This window comes from Roseibium polysiphoniae (assembly GCF_014842925.1).
Taxonomy (GTDB): domain Bacteria; phylum Pseudomonadota; class Alphaproteobacteria; order Rhizobiales; family Stappiaceae; genus Roseibium; species Roseibium polysiphoniae.
This window is the reverse complement of sequence record NZ_JACYXJ010000002.1, coordinates 610,101-623,029: the sequence shown is the minus strand read 5'-3', so window position 1 is coordinate 623,029 and position 12,929 is coordinate 610,101. Positions and strand designations below refer to the sequence as shown.

The following is a 12,929-nucleotide window of genomic DNA, read 5'->3' as shown; positions in this document are numbered from 1 at the left end:
CAGAATGTTGCGAAATTGCGACAATGACAAGGATGCGGAAAGCTGTCTACAGGCAACGCGATGGATCGCGCCGCCTGTAGGCTACGGAAACACTGAAACCACTGGCTCTAGCGGGCTGACCGCATCACTTGAATGTCCAGGTCACGTATCTTCTTGCGCAAGGTATTGCGGTTCACCCCAAGAAGCTCGGCCGCCTTGATCTGATTGCCTCGCGTCGCCGCCAAGGCTGCGCTGATCAATGGGTATTCCACCTCGCGCAGAATGCGGTGATAGAGCCCGGGAGGAGGAAGCGCATCCCCATAGTTGTCGAAGTAGCCGCCAAGGTATCGCTCGACCGATGCGCCAAGATTGATGCTTTCAGCGCTTTCTTCTTCAAGCGGGGAAACGGCCGGCTGGCTCAGCTCTTGCTCGAGCATTGCCTCGCCGATCACGTCTTGCGGATATAGAGCCGCGAGCCGCCGAACCAGGTTCTCGAGTTCACGGACGTTACCCGGCCAACGATAGCGACGCAGAAGGTTGAGCGCCGGCTGATCGATCTGCTTCGCCGGTAACCCTTCTTTTTCCGCGATGGAGAAAAAGTGTCGGACGAGATCTGGAATATCTTCGACGCGTTCACGCAGCGGCGGCAACCGGATCGGAACGACATTCAGGCGGAAATAGAGATCTTCTCGAAAGAGGCCTTGGTTGATCAGCTGTCGCAGATCCTTGTTTGTCGCGGCAACGATGCGCACGTCCGTCTTGATCGGCGTACGCCCTCCAACGGTCGTGTATTCGCCCTGCTGAAGAACGCGCAACAAACGCGTCTGCGCCTCCATGGGCATATCGCCGATTTCGTCCAGAAACAGCGTACCGCCGTCAGCCTGCTCGAAGCGGCCGGAGCTGCGATGCTGTGCGCCAGTGAAGGCGCCCTTCTCATGTCCGAACAGTTCCGCCTCGATCAGATCGCGCGGAATGGCGGCCATATTGATCGCAACGAAGGGACCGTTGCGCCGCTTGCCATAGTCGTGAAGCGCACGTGCAACGAGCTCTTTGCCGGTGCCCGACTCGCCGTTGATCATCACGGTCAGATCAGTCTGCATCAACCGCGCGAGCACACGATAGATTTCCTGCATCGCAGGAGACCGTCCGACCAGCGGCATGCCTTCGCCCATGTCGTCGATCTCGACCGGGCGACGGACCTTCGGTTCCTCGAGAGCACGGCTGACGATGCTTGTCAGCTCCTTGAGGTCGAACGGCTTGGGAAGATACTCATAAGCGCCCTTCTCCGACGCCCTGATGGCCGTCATGAAGGTGTTCTGCGCGCTCATGACCAGCACCGGGAGATCCGGACGAAGCTTCTTGATCCGTGGCAACACGTCGAAGATGTTTTCGTCGGGCATCACGACATCGGTAATCACGAGATCCCCGTCGCCGGAGCTGACCCACCGCCAGAGCGTGGTCGCATTCGATGTCAGACGAACGGTATAGCCCGCTCGGGAAAGGGCCTGGTTGAGGACGGTACGGATAGCCGCATCGTCATCGGCTACAAGGATGGTGCCTGTCGGCATGATCATTCGGTCCTGTCGCTGGAGGGAGCCTCAGGTTCAACAAAAGCCGGCATCAAGATCCGGAAGATGGTTTTGCGTGGCTGGCTGTCGCATTCAATAACCCCGCCGTGATCACCGATGATCTTGGCGACGAGCGCCAGACCGAGACCAGACCCGTTGGTCTTGGTGGTGATGAAGGGTTCGAACAGATGAGGCAGCAGGTCTTCTGGAACGCCCGGACCATTGTCCTGAACACAGAATTCCAAAGGCAGTGAAACGCGCTCGGCCGTTCCGGGCACCGACAGTCGGATGCCGGGACGAAACGCCGTTGTGATCCGAATTTCGCCATCTGGATCGTCACCGATCGCCTCACTCGCATTCTTGATCAGGTTGAGGAAGACCTGAATCAACTGATCGCGGTTGGCGAAAACCGGCGGAAGAGAGGGATCATAGGCTTCCAGGATGCGCTTGCTCCGCGCAAAACCGCTATCGGCCAGGCGTTTGACGTGATCAAGCACCACATGGATGTTCACCGGCTCGCGCTCTATCGGGCGCTCGTCAGAGAAGACTTCCATGCGATCGACCAGCTTTACGATCCGGTCGGTCTCATCGGTAATCAGCCGGGTCAACGCCCGGTCCTCATTCGGAACCGATTGTTCAAGCAGCTGCGCAGCACCCCGGATCCCCGACAGCGGATTCTTGATCTCATGTGCCAGCATGGACGCGAGGCCGGTCACCGTGCGGGCCGCACCGCGCGAGGTCAGCTGACGGTCGATCTTCTCCGCCATGGAGCGTTCCTGGAACATCAACACCACAGCGCCGGGACGCTCGGCCACGGGAGCTGCGTTGATGTCGACGATCTTCGGCGCGCCGATACGCGGTGAGCCGATATCAACCTTGTATTCGTTCACGGCAGCGCCGCGGTCGCGCACCTGGTCGATCAGGGTCAGCAGCGGACTTCCAAAGGGCACGAAGTAGTCGATGGGATGGCGCCGCAAGTAAGAGACGCTGGATCGCATGAAGATTTCCGCCGCCATGTTGGCGGACTCGATTACACCATCAGGCGCAACAAGCAGCACCGGGTGTGGAAGCGAATCCAGGATCGTCGGGCCATCGCTGGCCAGCGCGGCCATACGTCCTTTTGAAAGGGACTCAGGCGTCATGCAGCACTCCGTTCGGAAGAAGACAACCATCCATCAACGAGGCGGATTACCTCCGCAGGCTCGTTGGAGGTCATAAGGGTTTTACGCAAGGCGCCGGGCAGCTCGCAGCCGAGGCCGGAATTGTCGAGATACCAGCCAAGATGTTTTCGGGCAATTCGGACACCGGGCATGGTGCCGTAATGCATTATAATCGCGTCATAATGCTCAAGAACCAGATCACGAATCTCTGGGCCGCATGGAGCTGCACGTTTCTCGCCAGTGGCAAGATAGTGACCGATATGGCCAGGCAGCCAAGGCCTGCCATAAGACCCGCGCCCAACCATCACGCCATCGGCGCCCGACGCCTCAAGCATTCTCAGAGCATCATCGAAATCACAGCAATCGCCGTTCGCGATCACGGGGATCTCGACCGCATCAACCACGTCACGGATGGCATTCCAATTGGCACGCCCCTTGTAGAACTGGCTGCGCGTCCGCCCGTGAACCGTCAGCAACATGATGCCTGCGGCCTCGGCACGACGCGCCAGCGTCGGTGCGTTGATGGATGTCTCATCCCAACCAAGCCGCATCTTGAGCGTCACAGGAATATCAACGGCATCAACCGTGGCCTCGATCAGGGTCAAAGCGTGGTCAAGATCACGCATCAAGGCAGAGCCGGAATAGCCGGATGTCACCTTCTTGGCCGGGCAGCCCATGTTGATATCAATGACATCAGCACCGGCATCAGCAATGACCTTGGCGGCTTCGCCCATCCACTTTGCTTCGCGCCCAGCCAGCTGTACAACGTGGAGCCCGTCATCGTGAGCCTCGGCACGCATCTGGGTTTCAGCGTCGCCCTTGACGAAAGATTCGCTGGCTACCATTTCGCTGACGACCATTCCGGCGCCAAACCGGGCAGCGATCCGGCGAAACGGCAAATCGCTGACACCGGACATGGGTGCGAGCACGGCCCGGTTCTTCAGGCTGTGACGACCAATGCGAATCGGATCCGACATCAAAGGGGGCTGCAATCTGCTCATAACCTGTGCACACTCAACATTGCCTATATCGTAGCCATATTTTGCGGTGCGGCAAGAGGCAATTACGCATAATATGATGGTTTGGTTTGCAATTTCTTTTGCATGGTCACATCAAAGAGCCCCTGCACTAAGAGTTTGCAGGGAAAATGAGAACACACAGGATCGGGACCCTGATGACCAAACAAGTGGCAGCAATCATCGTGGCGGGTGGAAGAGGCTCTCGTTTGGCCAGCTCCGATGATGACCGCCCGAAGCAATACAGGACCCTCGCCGGCCGTCCAGTCCTCACATATACGCTTGAGCAATTTCTCGACCACCCTGCGATCAGCAAGGTGCTTGTGGTACGCCACGCGGACGACCTGCAACTCTATGACAACGCAATTGCGGATTTGAAAGTGCCGGCGACAGATAGGTTGCTGACCTCGGTAGAAGGTGGCGCGACAAGACAGGCCTCTGTCTACGCGGGGCTGAACGCCCTTCAGTATTCAGAATGCGGAGTCGTCCTGATTCACGACGCAGCACGCCCTTTCGTGACACATGACGCCATCACTGCAGTCATCGAACGCCTGCAGCAAGGCGCCAAGGCGGTTCTGTCGGCGATACCCGTCGTGGATACCCTGAAGCGCGCAAATGCAGACACCCATTCGCTCTCGACGGTCGATAGGAAAGGGTTGTGGGCCGCACAGACGCCACAGGGGTTCGACCTCAAGACGATTTGGGAGGCTCACCAGCAGGCCCTGCAAAGCGGCCGAACGGACTCTACGGACGACACCGCCGTAGCAGAGTGGGCCGGACATCAGATCGAGCTTGCCGATGGCAATGCCGACAATTTCAAGATAACCAGTCCGGCAGACTTGGAACGCGCGAGAAAGATCATGGAAATGACAAACCAGATAGAGCCCCCCCGTCCCCTCGCCGGCTCCCACGCTCTCGCGGGTCTGGGCGACGTCCGCATGGGCACTGGCTATGATGTCCATGCCTTCGACACCGGAGATGCGGTCATCTTGGGCGGAATTTCAATTCCGCACGACCGGAAGCTGAAGGGCCATTCGGATGCGGATGTGGTTTTGCACGCCATCACCGACGCAGTGCTCGGCGCCATCGGTGACGGTGATATCGGCACGCATTTTCCGCCGTCAGATCCAAAATGGAAGGGCGCTGCCTCCGATCAGTTTCTTCACGACGCCATTCGACGGGTTGAGGACAAGGGCGGGCGGATTGCCCACATTGATGCCACGATCATTTGTGAACTGCCGAAAATTGGTCCCCATCGCGAGCGCATGCGGCAAGCCATTGCCGACATCTGTGCGTTGCCGGTTTCGAGAGTCTCTGTCAAGGCGACGACCTCGGAGCGACTCGGCTTCACCGGTCGCAAGGAAGGCATCGCCTCTATCGCCGCCGTGACCGTTCGCCTGCCGTTCTAAGGAGATGATGTGCAATGACACCATGGATCGACCTGCTGCCGAAAGCGGAAAGCATCATCGCCGACGCACGGCGAAAGGGCCTCATCATCGCCACAGCAGAATCCTGCACCGGAGGTCTGATCGCGGGACTGCTCACAGAGGTGCCAGGCTCCTCAGCCGTCATTGATCGCGGCTTTGTAACCTACTCCAACGAGGCCAAACAGGAGATGCTTGGTGTGCCGTTTGAAACGTTGGAAGCCGTTGGCGCGGTTTCGCGTGAGACGGCGATCGCAATGGCAGACGGTGCGCTTAAAAACTCACGCGCAGACCTAGCTGTATCCGTAACTGGAATCGCAGGACCAGGCGGTGGCAGTGTACAAAAGCCGGTCGGAACGGTCCATTTCGCGCTTGCAGCCAAAAACCGAAAGACCGAACATCTGGCGACGCAGTTCGGCGACCTTGGCCGAGACGAAGTTCGGCTGCAGGCTGTTGTAAAAGCGCTCGAACTTATTTCAAATTCAATCAATTCCCCTAGCGAAATCTAATAGCTTGAACGCTAACACTGTCGGAAATGACGGTGGGAAAACAGTGGGCGAAGACCATCCACAGTCGCAAAATCTGGATGATCTTCAATGCTCAAGCAACTACTCGCCGTCCTTGCCTTTTTCATGGTCGCACAGACCTTTGGCACAAAACACGCGATTGCCAGTGGCATTCCTTCCTCAGGTGACTTTTACCTGATCGCACGGGACCGTGTCGGCGATTTTGCTGGCAGCCACAAGGTTTTCAAACGTACGGCAGCGGGTCTCCACAAGGTCTCTTATTGCAAGCGCGACTACTGGGTGCGCGCGCATACGGTCGCCTGGACACTGGTTGAAGTAGAAAACAACCGGGCGGTCCGGCTCGAGTTCAATTTCGGAAAGGGTTGGCGGCCGATCTGCGACCACCCCGAACAGCAGGTCACGCTGAGTGACATTGGCCTCGCCGGCGATCCGCGGGAAATCCTGGCAAAGCCCGAGCGCCCTTCCGGCTCTCTCAGCCTCTTCGGCGCCATCAGCAAATCACTGCGGGAAGAGACCGAAACCTACGCTCCTTAAGAGAGCTTTTGGCTGCAAAGACCCATCTGCTACCGCGATAGCCACCCGATTACATAAAATTCGATCAATTATCTGAGCGATATTTAGACGCCTGGCCCAATAAGGTTGACGCTAGGGCGTTTTGGCGAACGCGACGTTCCGCCAATTCTCGCCACTCGAAAAAAGAACAGGTAGACGCACAATGAAGAAAATGGGTCTGGCAGCACTCGGCTGGTGCTTTCTTGCTAGCGCAACAGCTTCTGCAGCAATCATGATCCCGGGTGACTTCTACCTGATCTCTCGTGGAGATGACGGCCTTTTTGCAGGAAGTCACAAGATCTTCCAGCGCGAGTCGAGCGGTCTCCGGCGTGTCTCCTATTGCGGCCGTGACTACTGGGTCCGTCCCGTCACAGTCGCCTGGACGCAGGTCGAAGTTGAAAATCGCAAGGAAGTGCGCGTCGAATTCAATATGGGCAAGGGCTGGCGGCCGATCTGCGAAAAGCCCGAACAGCAGGTCACGTTGAAAGATCTGGGCGTCACACAGGACGCAAGGGTTGTCCTGAGCACGAATGGTCAGGATCTGGACGGGGTCAATCGCTTCAGCGCGATCAGCGAGTCGTTCCAGAAAGGCAACAAAACCAAAAAGGCCTCATACCACGACTAGGTGGATGAGGGCGCTGCGCAAGTGAGGGGCATATAGCGGGTGACGTGGGTAGTCGAGACAAGGTTCACGCCACCCTGAGGGAGTTGAATGGTCGTCCGTTCCAAAGGCTATCCCGCCTGCGGTCTATACAGAGACGAGTGCCATGAAAAAAGAACTCGCACTATTATTTGCCGCAGTAAGCCTGTCCAGTCCTGTTCAGGCCCAGATGCCTGTCTCCGCGGGTGACTACTACATTCGCTCCCAGCAGCCTTCCGGAACCTTCTTCGGCTACCATCAGGTGATGACCGAGCCAAAGACCGGCTATGTCCGGGCAATTTACTGCAACACAATCTTCTGGGTGCGGAAATCGACCGTCCTCTGGACCGAGAACGAGGCGAAGGCCGGGCGACACCTTTTCATCGAGATGAACCTGAATGGCGACCGCAAGCTGATTTGCGCTGACCCGGATGAGCAGGTGCGTCTCGAAGATCTCGGAATGAAGGAAGCTGAAGTCCGACGCTTTCGCAACAGCAATGGCCAACTCGATCAGAAAAAGAGCCGCATGAACGTGCTCAGCGAAGCCTTCAAGCAACGTAAGTGAGGTCTATCCGCCGCTGACGATCAGACGCCGTAGACGGCATCCGCACGCTCTTCGAACGCAGTCGAGAACTTCCTGAACGCACGATCAAACATCGCGCCCATAAGCGACCCAAGCGTGCGGCTCTTGAATTCATAGTCGATAAAGAACCCGACATCGCACGAGCCGTCGCCCGCGTCGGTGAATGTCCAGCGGTTTTCCAGGTGCTGGAAGGGACCATCCAGATATTGAACCAGGATTGTGTTCTCTTCCGGAAGCATCTCGACGCGGCTGGTAAAGGTCTCCTTGAAGACCTTGTAGGCGACGGTCATGTCCGCCACGAGCACTTCCCTGCCCTCACCCAGATCCTTGCGCCCACGCACTTGGAGAGCTTGGCAGAGCGGAACGAATTGGGGGTACTTCTCGACATCAGCCACCAGTGCGAACATGTCCCGCGCTGAATGACTGACCCGATGGGTTGAAGAAAAACTAGGCATGTCTCGCGCTACCGGGCGTCAATGGCCAAGTTTTGCCACACGAGCGGCCTTGAGATCGGCAAAATCCTCGCCGGCATGGTGGGAGGACCGCGTCAGCGGGCTGGCTGAAACCTTCAGGAAACCCTTGGCATATGCAATTCTCTCATAGCCCTTGAATTCCTCTGGCGTCACGAAGGACAAGACCGGATGGTGTTTCTTCGACGGCTGGAGGTATTGGCCAACAGTCAGGAAATCCACATCAGCGACCCGCAGATCATCCATCAGCTGCAGCACTTCGTTCCGTTCTTCTCCGAGCCCAACCATGATCCCGGACTTGGTGAACATTGCAGGATCCAGTTCCTTGACCTTTTGTAAAAGGCGAATGGAATGGAAGTAGCGTGCGCCAGGACGGACCTTCAGATACTTCGACGGCACCGTCTCCATATTGTGGTTGAAGACATCCGGTCTTGCTTCAACGACGGTCTCGATCGCACCATCCTTGCGAAGAAAGTCTGGCGTCAGCACTTCAACCGTCGTCTTTGGCGACTGGACGCGAATGGCCTTGATGACATCGGCAAAATGCCCGGCACCACCATCGTCCAGGTCGTCACGGTCGACCGAGGTGATCACCACATGCTCAAGCCCCATGCGCGCAACCGCATCGCCGATTGACGCAGGCTCCTTGGGGTCGACGGCACCCGGCATGCCGGTCCGCACGTTGCAGAAGGCACAGGCGCGTGTGCAGGTATCACCCAGGATCATGAAACTGGCGTGTTTCTTCGACCAGCACTCGCCGATATTCGGACACCCGGCTTCTTCGCAGACCGTCACCAGACCATTCTTGCGAACCAGGTCCTGCGTTTCGCGGTAGACCGGCGAAGTCGGAGCCTTGACGCGAATCCACTTCGGTTTCCGCTGAACCGGATTGTCAGGCCGATGGGCCTTCTCCGGATGCCGGGGGCGGGCCTCACGCGTATCAGCGTCTTTCGACAGGGTGTCTACGATCGTAACCATGAGATCTAAGTGTCGCTCTTGTTGAAAAAGGTCAAGCCTTCTTTCGCATGACGGCTATGCACCGGCGGGCAGGCTCTGCAGGCGGCCGAGTCGCTCCCGCGCCATCTCGGACAATGGCTGCGGAGTTCTTTCCATCTGGTTCATCTGAACAACGACGGAAAGCGCCGAGGCCGCAAGCACGCCATTCTGGAAGACCGCCTGCTCCAGGGTAATCGAGGTTCGCCCGATCTTCTGGATACGGGTTCCGATCTCGACTGTGCCTGGCCATTTCAGTTCCGCACGAAAATCCATCTCCAGGCGCGCGATGACAAAGGCACAGCCGTCATCAACAATCCGTCCCTCGCCGCGGTAGAGAATATCGACACGGCCGGTTTCGAGAAACGTCGAGAAGACGGCGTTGTTGACATGGCCCTGAGGGTCGCTGTCGCAATAGCGGAGCTTGTCCGTGCTGTGCACGGCAAAAGCTTCGAGCTGAGCGTCCGATGACATCGCGTTCCGTTCTTCTTGTCCCGGCACATCGGCCAGGAGCTAGCTGAAGACCTTTTTCCAGAGGTAAAGGAACAAGATCGCGCCAAGGGTCGAGACCACCAACTGATCCAGCAGCCCGCCGGTCACATTCAGCCGAAAGATATGAGCCAGCTCGCCGCCAACCAAAGCGCCGAGCAGGCCGACCACCAGGCTGCCGAAGAACCCACCGCGGCTGTTCAGAACCCGGTGGGCAACGGCCCCGGCAATCAGGCCAATGATGATCCAGAAAATGAAGCTCATACGATCAACTCAGATTTCCGATGGCGCTGCAGCCACCTGCCAGTCCAGGTCAGGCAAGAATGCGCGCGACGACCACCACGACAATCGCGCCAATGGCGGCGACCACGATCTGGTTCACCCACGGATTGCCCAGATTGATGTTGATGCCCGTCACATTGACCAGGAAGCCGCCGACGAATGCGCCGATCAAACCGGTCAGAAGGTAGCGCACCAAACCGCCGCCACCGACGAAGACGCTTGCAAGCCAACCCGCCACGAGGCCGATCACACACCAGACCAGAATATTCTTGATGTCCATTACAGCATTCCCTCCGCAATCAACTGAAATCGGTAGTCCTGAATTCCGGCAATCTGCGCGGCCTCCGCATAGGTGAAACGGTGGCCGAGACCGGCCACCGAGTTCTGCCTGCGTCAGGCGTTCAAAACCTTGCCATAGGCATCGAGCACGCTTTCCTTCATCATTTCCGACAGGGTCGGATGCGGGAAGATCGTGTGCATCAGTTCTTCTTCGGTCGTCTCCAGGTTCATGGCGACAACAAAGCCCTGGATCAACTCGGTGACCTCTGCGCCCACCATGTGCGCGCCGATCAGCTCACCCGTCTTCTTGTCGAAGATGGTCTTGATCATGCCGTTGTCTTCACCGAGCGCAATGGCCTTGCCGTTGGCATTGAACGAATAGCGACCAACGCGAATGTCGCGGCCTTCGGCCTTTGCCTTGGCTTCCGTAAGCCCGACGGACGCGACCTGGGGATTACAGTAGGTGCAGCCCGGGATCTTGCTCTTGTCCATGGCATGGACATTCGGCAATCCCGCAATCTTTTCGATGCAGACCACACCTTCGTGCTCTGCCTTGTGCGCCAGCATCGGCGGACCGGCAACGTCGCCAATGGCGTAGAGGCCCGGCACGTTGGTCTTTCCGTAGCCGTCGATAACCACACAGCCGCGATCGGTTTTGACACCAAGAGCTTCGAGACCAAGGTTCTCGATATTGCCCTGTACGCCAACAGCCGAAATCAGGCGATCCGCGGTGATCTGCTGAACCTTGCCATCCTTGGTCTCAACATGCGCCGTGATCGAGTTCGCAGCCTTGTCGACCTTGGAAACCTTGGCTTCCGTGATGATCTTCATGCCGCGCTTTTCAAGCGCCTTGCGGGCTATCTTGGAGATTTCCTCGTCTTCGACCGGCATGACCTGTGACATAAGCTCAACCACTGTCACATCGACGCCCATGGAGACGTAGAACGACGCGAACTCAATGCCGATCGCACCCGATCCCATCACGACCATGGACTTCGGCATCACATCAGGCTTCATCGCCTCGAAATAGGTCCAGATCAGCTTGCCATCCGGCTCTATGCCCGGCAGCGCACGCGGACGCGCACCTGTTGCAACGATGATGTGCTTGGCGGAGTAAGTCCCCTCGCCCAGCACGCCCTTGGGCACCGGGTGCTGCGGCTGCACGGCCGGTTTGGAAGACTTGCCGACGACGATCTCGCCCGGCTTGGTGAGCTTCGCCTCACCCCAGATCACATCGACCTTGTTCTTCTTCATCAAGAAGCCGACGCCGCCATTGAGACGACCGGATACACCCCGGGACCGCGCCACGACGTCTTTGACATCGGCGGTCATCTTGCCTTCTAGCGTCAGGCCATAGCTCTTGGCATGATTGGCGTGATCGAGAATTTCGGCAGACCGCAAAAGCGCCTTGGTCGGGATGCAGCCCCAGTTCAGACAGATGCCACCCAGATGTTCGCGCTCGACGATTGCGGTCTTGAGACCCAACTGAGCTGCGCGGATCGCGGTCACATAGCCGCCCGGTCCGGACCCGACAATGATGACGTCATAGGAAGTGCCAGCCATCGTAAATTCCTTGAATTTCAGGAGAACCGCGGCGCGGGCAGCCAAGGCCCGCGCCAGCTCATTCCACTCTTAGACGAGCATGCTCATCGGGTTCTGGATGTAGCCCTTGAAGGCCGCCAGAAGTTCCGCACCAAGCGCGCCGTCGACGCAGCGGTGATCCGTCGACAATGTCACGGTCATCACCGTTGCAATGGCCAGGGCATCATCCTTGACCACTGGCCGCTTTTCACCGGCCCCGACCGCAAGAATTGTTGCGTGCGGAGGATTGACGACAGCTGAGAAGTCCTTCACGCCCATCATGCCCATGTTGGACACGGCGGTGGTCCCGCCCTGGTACTCTTCCGGCCTCAGCTTCTTGGCCTTTGCACGTGCGCCCATGTCCTTCATCTCATTCGAGATGACCGAGAGAGGCTTCAATTCCGCGCTGCGGATGATCGGAGTGATCAGACCGCCTGGAATTGATACGGCAACGCCGACGTCAGCGTGCTTGTGCTTGACCATGTTTTCGTCTGTCCAGGACACATTCGCATCCGGAACATCGCGCAGCGCCAGAGCCAGCGCCTTGATGGTCATGTCGTTGACGGAGAGCTTGTAGACCGGCTTTCCATCGCCGTCTTTCGGCGCTGCGCCGTTGAGCTGGGCACGAAGAGCCAGCAGCGCATCCAGTTCGCAGTCTACCGAGACGTAGAAATGCGGAATGGTCTGCTTGGACTCCTGCAGGCGCTTGGCAATCGTCTTGCGCATGCCATCGTGCGGAACCAGCTCGTAGGAGCCGTCTTCGAACAGCTTCAAAACCTGATCGCTGGACGGTCCGCTCGGCAGTGCCGGTGCTGCTGCAGCTTTCGGTGCATCTGCAGCTGGTGCCGCAGCAGACTTGCCAGTGCCCGAGGCGATTACAGCTTCAACGTCGCGCTTGACGATCCGGCCGTGAGGGCCGGAACCGGAAATCGCAGTGAGCTCAAGACCACCCTGCTGGGCAAGTCGGCGTGCAAGCGGCGAGGAAAAGATCCGGTTGCCGTCTGCAGCCTTTGGTGCAGGACCAGCCGGTGCAGCAGGCGCCGGCGCGGCTGCAGCAGGAGCTTCAGTTGCCGGTGCGGGCGCAGCCTCCGGTGCAGCAGGTGCCGATCCGATCGCACTTGCATCTTCACCATCTTCAAGAAGCACGGCGATGAGCTCGTTGACCTTCACGCCGTTGGTGCCTTCCGGCACCACGATCTTGCCGACCTTGCCCTCGTCAACAGCTTCCACTTCCATGGTCGCCTTGTCGGTCTCGATTTCGGCAATCACATCGCCAGCAGAAACCGTGTCGCCTTCCTTCACCAGCCATTTGGCCAGGTTGCCCTCTTCCATGGTCGGGGAAAGAGCCGGCATCGTTATATTGATAGGCATGTCCGTTCCCTCGCC

General features: G+C 58.2%; 15 protein-coding genes. 5 read left to right on the top strand and 10 right to left on the bottom strand.

The window, feature by feature from the left end; genetic code table 11:
* Positions 1 to 107 precede the first annotated feature (107 nt).
* Genes ntrC through dusB form a run of 3 tightly spaced genes read right to left on the bottom strand, consistent with a single transcriptional unit; the run spans position 108 to position 3,684 of the window.
* Positions 108 to 1,547, bottom strand: a complete 1,440-nt coding sequence (gene ntrC, locus IG617_RS06565) for a nitrogen regulation protein NR(I) (RefSeq protein ID WP_153769145.1) — start codon at positions 1,545 to 1,547, stop codon at positions 108 to 110.
* A 2-nt stretch (positions 1,548 to 1,549) separates the two neighbouring features.
* The gene (locus IG617_RS06560; protein WP_192108404.1) at positions 1,550 to 2,689 is read right to left on the bottom strand and encodes a two-component system sensor histidine kinase NtrB; all 1,140 of its coding nucleotides are present in this window, start codon (positions 2,687 to 2,689) and stop codon (positions 1,550 to 1,552) included.
* Positions 2,686 to 3,684, bottom strand: a complete 999-nt coding sequence (gene dusB, locus IG617_RS06555; protein ID WP_254170452.1) for a tRNA dihydrouridine synthase DusB — start codon at positions 3,682 to 3,684, stop codon at positions 2,686 to 2,688. The genes IG617_RS06560 and dusB overlap by 4 nt, the downstream gene beginning before the upstream one ends.
* 197 nt (positions 3,685 to 3,881) lie before the next feature.
* Here dusB and IG617_RS06550 point away from each other — a divergent pair, with 197 nt between their 5' ends.
* The 5 genes from IG617_RS06550 to IG617_RS06530 all read left to right on the top strand — a co-directional run bounded on the left by IG617_RS06550 (position 3,882) and on the right by IG617_RS06530 (position 7,431).
* Positions 3,882 to 5,132, top strand: coding sequence for a bifunctional 2-C-methyl-D-erythritol 4-phosphate cytidylyltransferase/2-C-methyl-D-erythritol 2,4-cyclodiphosphate synthase (locus tag IG617_RS06550; protein ID WP_192108402.1), 1,251 nt, complete (start codon positions 3,882 to 3,884; stop codon positions 5,130 to 5,132).
* 14 nt (positions 5,133 to 5,146) lie between these two features.
* Positions 5,147 to 5,656, top strand: a complete 510-nt coding sequence (locus tag IG617_RS06545; RefSeq protein ID WP_192108401.1) for a CinA family protein — start codon at positions 5,147 to 5,149, stop codon at positions 5,654 to 5,656.
* An 87-nt stretch (positions 5,657 to 5,743) separates the two neighbouring features.
* Complete coding sequence (locus IG617_RS06540; RefSeq protein ID WP_192108400.1) at positions 5,744 to 6,208, top strand: hypothetical protein; 465 nt, start codon at positions 5,744 to 5,746, stop codon at positions 6,206 to 6,208.
* Positions 6,209 to 6,389: 181 nt separating this feature from the next.
* Complete coding sequence (locus IG617_RS06535; protein WP_209008293.1) at positions 6,390 to 6,851, top strand: hypothetical protein; 462 nt, start codon at positions 6,390 to 6,392, stop codon at positions 6,849 to 6,851.
* A gap of 142 nt (positions 6,852 to 6,993) precedes the next feature.
* The gene (locus tag IG617_RS06530; RefSeq protein WP_192108399.1) at positions 6,994 to 7,431 is read left to right on the top strand and encodes a hypothetical protein; all 438 of its coding nucleotides are present in this window, start codon (positions 6,994 to 6,996) and stop codon (positions 7,429 to 7,431) included.
* 20 nt (positions 7,432 to 7,451) lie between these two features.
* Here IG617_RS06530 and IG617_RS06525 read toward each other — a convergent pair whose 3' ends face one another.
* The 7 genes from IG617_RS06525 to IG617_RS06495 form a co-directional block, all read right to left on the bottom strand.
* Entirely contained in the window at positions 7,452 to 7,904 is a 453-nt protein-coding gene (locus IG617_RS06525; protein WP_192108398.1) for a type II toxin-antitoxin system RatA family toxin, read from the bottom strand.
* 18 nt (positions 7,905 to 7,922) lie between these two features.
* Complete coding sequence (gene lipA, locus IG617_RS06520) at positions 7,923 to 8,897, bottom strand: lipoyl synthase (protein WP_192108397.1); 975 nt, start codon at positions 8,895 to 8,897, stop codon at positions 7,923 to 7,925.
* A 54-nt stretch (positions 8,898 to 8,951) separates the two neighbouring features.
* Positions 8,952 to 9,386: an acyl-CoA thioesterase gene (locus tag IG617_RS06515; RefSeq protein ID WP_192108396.1), complete on the bottom strand. Its 435-nt coding sequence runs from the start codon at positions 9,384 to 9,386 to the stop codon at positions 8,952 to 8,954.
* A 39-nt stretch (positions 9,387 to 9,425) separates the two neighbouring features.
* Entirely contained in the window at positions 9,426 to 9,665 is a 240-nt protein-coding gene (locus IG617_RS06510) for a GlsB/YeaQ/YmgE family stress response membrane protein (RefSeq protein ID WP_153769136.1), read from the bottom strand.
* Between the two features lie 49 nt (positions 9,666 to 9,714).
* Positions 9,715 to 9,963, bottom strand: a complete 249-nt coding sequence (locus IG617_RS06505; RefSeq protein ID WP_153769135.1) for a GlsB/YeaQ/YmgE family stress response membrane protein — start codon at positions 9,961 to 9,963, stop codon at positions 9,715 to 9,717.
* Between the two features lie 113 nt (positions 9,964 to 10,076).
* On the bottom strand, positions 10,077 to 11,525 hold the full coding sequence (gene lpdA, locus IG617_RS06500; RefSeq protein WP_192108395.1) for a dihydrolipoyl dehydrogenase: 1,449 nt from the start codon (positions 11,523 to 11,525) through the stop codon (positions 10,077 to 10,079).
* A gap of 69 nt (positions 11,526 to 11,594) precedes the next feature.
* A complete protein-coding gene (locus IG617_RS06495) occupies positions 11,595 to 12,914 on the bottom strand; it encodes a pyruvate dehydrogenase complex dihydrolipoamide acetyltransferase (RefSeq protein ID WP_192108394.1) in 1,320 nt (439 codons plus the stop codon).
* Positions 12,915 to 12,929: the final 15 nt, after the last annotated feature.

Bases quoted from the DNA above. Each gene is read 5' to 3' on its own strand.
- lpdA (WP_192108395.1), bottom strand. From the start codon at position 11,525: ATGGCTGGCACTTCCTATGACGTCATCATTGTCGGGTCCGGACCGGGC.
- IG617_RS06535 (WP_209008293.1), top strand. From the start codon at position 6,390: ATGAAGAAAATGGGTCTGGCAGCACTCGGCTGGTGCTTTCTTGCTAGC.
- ntrC (WP_153769145.1), bottom strand. From the start codon at position 1,547: ATGCCGACAGGCACCATCCTTGTAGCCGATGACGATGCGGCTATCCGT.
- IG617_RS06515 (WP_192108396.1), bottom strand. From the start codon at position 9,386: ATGTCATCGGACGCTCAGCTCGAAGCTTTTGCCGTGCACAGCACGGAC.
- IG617_RS06510 (WP_153769136.1), bottom strand. From the start codon at position 9,665: ATGAGCTTCATTTTCTGGATCATCATTGGCCTGATTGCCGGGGCCGTT.
- IG617_RS06530 (WP_192108399.1), top strand. From the start codon at position 6,994: ATGAAAAAAGAACTCGCACTATTATTTGCCGCAGTAAGCCTGTCCAGT.
- IG617_RS06545 (WP_192108401.1), top strand. From the start codon at position 5,147: ATGACACCATGGATCGACCTGCTGCCGAAAGCGGAAAGCATCATCGCC.
- IG617_RS06505 (WP_153769135.1), bottom strand. From the start codon at position 9,963: ATGGACATCAAGAATATTCTGGTCTGGTGTGTGATCGGCCTCGTGGCG.
- IG617_RS06560 (WP_192108404.1), bottom strand. From the start codon at position 2,689: ATGACGCCTGAGTCCCTTTCAAAAGGACGTATGGCCGCGCTGGCCAGC.
- IG617_RS06495 (WP_192108394.1), bottom strand. From the start codon at position 12,914: ATGCCTATCAATATAACGATGCCGGCTCTTTCCCCGACCATGGAAGAG.
- IG617_RS06540 (WP_192108400.1), top strand. From the start codon at position 5,744: ATGCTCAAGCAACTACTCGCCGTCCTTGCCTTTTTCATGGTCGCACAG.
- IG617_RS06550 (WP_192108402.1), top strand. From the start codon at position 3,882: ATGACCAAACAAGTGGCAGCAATCATCGTGGCGGGTGGAAGAGGCTCT.
- IG617_RS06525 (WP_192108398.1), bottom strand. From the start codon at position 7,904: ATGCCTAGTTTTTCTTCAACCCATCGGGTCAGTCATTCAGCGCGGGAC.
- dusB (WP_254170452.1), bottom strand. From the start codon at position 3,684: ATGTCGGATCCGATTCGCATTGGTCGTCACAGCCTGAAGAACCGGGCC.
- lipA (WP_192108397.1), bottom strand. From the start codon at position 8,897: ATGGTTACGATCGTAGACACCCTGTCGAAAGACGCTGATACGCGTGAG.